Source organism: Streptomyces prasinopilosus, from assembly GCF_001419695.1.
GTDB lineage: Bacteria > Actinomycetota > Actinomycetes > Streptomycetales > Streptomycetaceae > Streptomyces > Streptomyces prasinopilosus.
Genome location: NZ_LIRG01000774.1, coordinates 1 through 3,633, shown reverse-complemented (window position 1 = coordinate 3,633; position 3,633 = coordinate 1). Strand labels below are relative to the sequence as shown.

At 72.8% G+C, this 3,633-nt stretch carries 2 protein-coding genes, 1 tRNA gene and 1 pseudogene; 2 read left to right on the top strand and 2 right to left on the bottom strand.

The features are described 5' to 3' along the window. The first annotated feature begins 392 nt into the window (after positions 1 to 392). Together AOK18_RS26220 and AOK18_RS26215 are read left to right on the top strand one after the other, a co-directional pair. The gene (locus AOK18_RS26220; protein ID WP_055695950.1) at positions 393 to 2,627 is read left to right on the top strand and encodes a DEAD/DEAH box helicase; all 2,235 of its coding nucleotides are present in this window, start codon (positions 393 to 395) and stop codon (positions 2,625 to 2,627) included. Positions 2,628 to 2,780: 153 nt separating this feature from the next. After that, positions 2,781 to 2,853 (top strand) — tRNA-Lys (locus tag AOK18_RS26215). A 167-nt stretch (positions 2,854 to 3,020) separates the two neighbouring features. Here the strand turns inward: AOK18_RS26215 and AOK18_RS26210 are convergent. Together AOK18_RS26210 and AOK18_RS26205 are read right to left on the bottom strand one after the other, a co-directional pair. Continuing rightward, a complete protein-coding gene (locus AOK18_RS26210; RefSeq protein ID WP_055695949.1) occupies positions 3,021 to 3,386 on the bottom strand; it encodes a hypothetical protein in 366 nt (121 codons plus the stop codon). 1 nt (position 3,387) lies between these two features. Further along, positions 3,388 to 3,633: pseudogene (locus tag AOK18_RS26205) on the bottom strand (TetR/AcrR family transcriptional regulator); the annotation flags it as partial.

The window sequence follows — 3,633 nt, the reverse complement described above, 5'->3', positions numbered from 1 at the left end:
ACGGCTCCGCGGCCCTCGGCCCCGCCGGAGCCGACGGCCGCGGAGCCGTCCTCGTCGGCGCACGAGCCGCCGGAGACCCAGCTGGTGCACCGGGAGCCCGTGCCGGAGGCGGGGGTGCCGGTCTGAGGATCCGCCCCGCGTTCCGTCCCGCCGTCGCGTGACCTCGTCCCCTCCTGCCGCCGTGTGACCTCGCGGTTTGCTTTCGGGGGTGCAGGGTGCGTATGGTGGCAGATCGTTTGATCCTATTTGCCCGGCGCCACTGCAGAGCGCGCCGTGTGGCGCGTACTCTCCCCTTACCGTGGTGGACCGCATCGAGGCGGTCATATTGCGAATTGCGAATCACGGAGTTGACGGGCGCGTGCCGAAGAGACTCCGGAAGGTTTCGCATTCGTATGCCCATCGCCAGTACTGATCACGTCGTCGTGCCCGAGAACACCGAGGACACCGACACCACCACCGCCGTCATCACCGACGTCGTCGCGGACGTGGACACCGACATCGCGGACGTCGACACCGACGCCGCCGACGACGGCGACAGCGCGGACAGCACCCCCGAACTCACCTTCGCCACCCTCGGTCTCCCCGAGGGCGTCGTGCGCAAGCTCGCGCAGAACGGCGTGACCAGCCCCTTCCCGATCCAAGCGGCGACCATCCCGGACGCCCTGGCCGGCAAGGACATCCTCGGCCGCGGCCGCACCGGCTCCGGCAAGACCCTCTCCTTCGGTCTGCCGACCCTGACGACGCTGGCCGGCGGCCGGACCGAGAAGCACAAGCCGCGCGCCGTCATCCTGACGCCGACGCGTGAACTCGCCATGCAGGTGGCCGACGCGCTCCAGCCGTACGGGGACGTCCTCGGGCTGAAGATGAAGGTCGTCTGCGGCGGCACCTCCATGGGCAACCAGATCTACGCCCTCGAGCGCGGTGTCGACGTCCTGGTCGCCACCCCCGGCCGCCTGCGCGACATCATCAACCGCGGCGCGTGCTCCCTGGAGAACGTGCAGATCGCCGTCCTCGACGAGGCCGACCAGATGTCCGACCTGGGCTTCCTGCCCGAGGTCACCGAGCTGCTCGACCAGATCCCGGCGGGCGGCCAGCGGATGCTGTTCTCCGCGACCATGGAGAACGAGATCAAGACCCTCGTCGACCGGTACCTGAAGGACCCGGTCCACCACGAGGTCGACGCCGCCCAGGGCGCCGTCACCACGATGTCGCACCACATCCTGGTCGTGAAGCCGAAGGACAAGGCACCGGTCACCGCGGCCATCGCCTCCCGCAAGGGCCGCACCATCATCTTCGTCCGCACCCAGCTGGGCGCGGACCGGGTCGCCGACCAGCTGCGCGAGGCGGGCGCCAAGGCCGACGCGCTGCACGGCGGCATGACCCAGGGCGCGCGGACGCGGACGCTGGCCGACTTCAAGGACGGCTACGTCAACGTCCTGGTCGCCACGGACGTCGCCGCGCGCGGCATCCACGTCGACGGCATCGACCTGGTGCTGAACGTGGACCCGGCCGGCGACCACAAGGACTACCTGCACCGGGCCGGCCGCACGGCGCGGGCCGGCCGCACCGGCACCGTCGTCTCGCTGTCCCTGCCGCACCAGCGGCGCCAGATCTTCCGGCTGATGGAGGACGCGGGCGTGGACGCCACGCGTCACATCATCCAGGGCGGCGCGGCCTTCGACCCGGAGCTCGCCGAGATCACCGGCGCCCGGTCGATGACCGAGGTCCAGGCCGAGTCCGCGGGCAAGGCGGCCCAGCAGGCCGAGCGCGAGGTCGCCCAGCTGACCAGGGAACTGGAGCGGACGCAGCGCCGGGCCTCCGAACTGCGGGAGGAGGCGGACCGGCTGGTCGCCAGGGCCGCCCGCGAGCGGGGCGAGGACCCGGAGGCGGCGGTGGCCGAGGCGGCCACCGAGGCGTCGGCCCAGGCCGAGGTCTCGCTGCCGGAGCAGCAGACCGCGCGCGACACCGAGCGCTCCGACCGCCGTGACGGCGACCGCGGCGGCTTCCGCCGTGACGACCGCCGCGACGGCGACCGTGGTGGTCGCTCCTTCGAGCGTCGTGACGACCGGGGCGGCTTCAACCGCGACCGTGACCGTGACCGCGGTGGCGACCGTGGCGGCTTCCGCCGTGACGACCGCGGTGACCGCGGTGGCGACCGTGGTAGTCGTTCGTTCGAGCGTCGTGACGACCGCGGTGGTTTCAACCGCGACGGCGACCGTGGCGGCCGCTCCTTCGAGCGCCGTGACGACCGCGGTGGCGACCGTGGCGGCTTCCGCCGTGACGACCGCGGCGACCGCGGCGGCCGTCCCTTCGAGCGCCGTGACGACCGCCGTGACGGCGACCGCGGTGGCCGTTCGTTCGAGCGTCGTGACGACCGGGCCGGCTTCAACCGCGACCGTGACCGTGACCGCGGCGACCGTCCCGGCTTCCGCCGCGACGACCGGAGCGAGCGTCCCGGCCACCGGGGCAGCGACCGTCCGTTCAACCGTGACCGCCAGGGCGAGCGTCCCGGCTTCCGCTCCGGCGGCGCCTCCCACGACCGCCCGTACGGCCGTCGTGACGAGCACCGCGGCGGCGGTTCCTTCGGCCGCCGCGAGGACAAGCCGCGCTGGAAGCGCAACGGCTGATCCCGGCACACCGGACTGACGTGACAGGGCCCGTACGACACCGTCGTACGGGCCCTGCCGCATGCGGAGGGAACACGTCCGGGCCCGCCGCGCCGATACCCGATCAACCACGCGCCCACGTCCCGCTATGCTCGTGGGGGCGACATCGCCTGGGGGCCCTTAGCTCAATTGGCAGAGCAGTGGACTTTTAATCCATTGGTTGTGGGTTCGAGTCCCACAGGGCCTACCGGAGCAGGGGAGGGGAGACCCTCCGGCCTGCGGTGCGGCGCCCCGACCGGCTGAACGCGGTCGGGGCGCCGCGGTGTTCGGGGGCCTGCGGGTGCGTGCCGGACGGACGTCCGGGCGGGCGGCCGGTGTTCCGCCGCGCCGGCGTTCCGCCACCCGCGCGGGCGTTCAACCGCGGGCGACGGACCGCTCGATGAGCTGGACGGTGGCGCGGGGGTCGTCGACCTCGAGGATGAGCCGGTCGTAGTGCTCGGCGTCGGAGAGCTGGATGACGACCGCCTTCTCCGGGTTCCTCACGCCCCAGAACAGGCGTTCGCCGTCGCGCCGGAAGCGGCCCGCGGTGATCAGTCCGGGGAAGTACGTGCCGGCGACCCGAATGCCCTTGGGTTCGCGGGCGATGCCGGGGTCGTGCGTCGCACCGCGCACATGGGCGAGGGGGATCTCCAGGCGGCTGCTGAAGGTCCACAGCTTGTCGAGGCCCTGGAACTCGGCGGTCAGCAGGCCTCGTTCGCGGTCGATGGAGATCAGGGCCATGTCAGTGCTCCTTGGGTGCGGTCGGCTGGGCCCGCAGTCGCAGGCGGGTGCCGAGGACGGTGGAGGCGAGTCGGGGGGCGTCGTCGCCGTGGGAGGGGCGCAGGGCGTCCTCCAGTGCCGTGATCCCCTCCGCCACCAGCGCGGCGACGTCCGGGTCGTGGGGCGCGCGTTCGGCCGCGGACAGGAGCAGGAGCCCGGCCGCCGCCATCGCCTCGTACGACGACGGCCCGGCGGCCAGGGCCTGCTC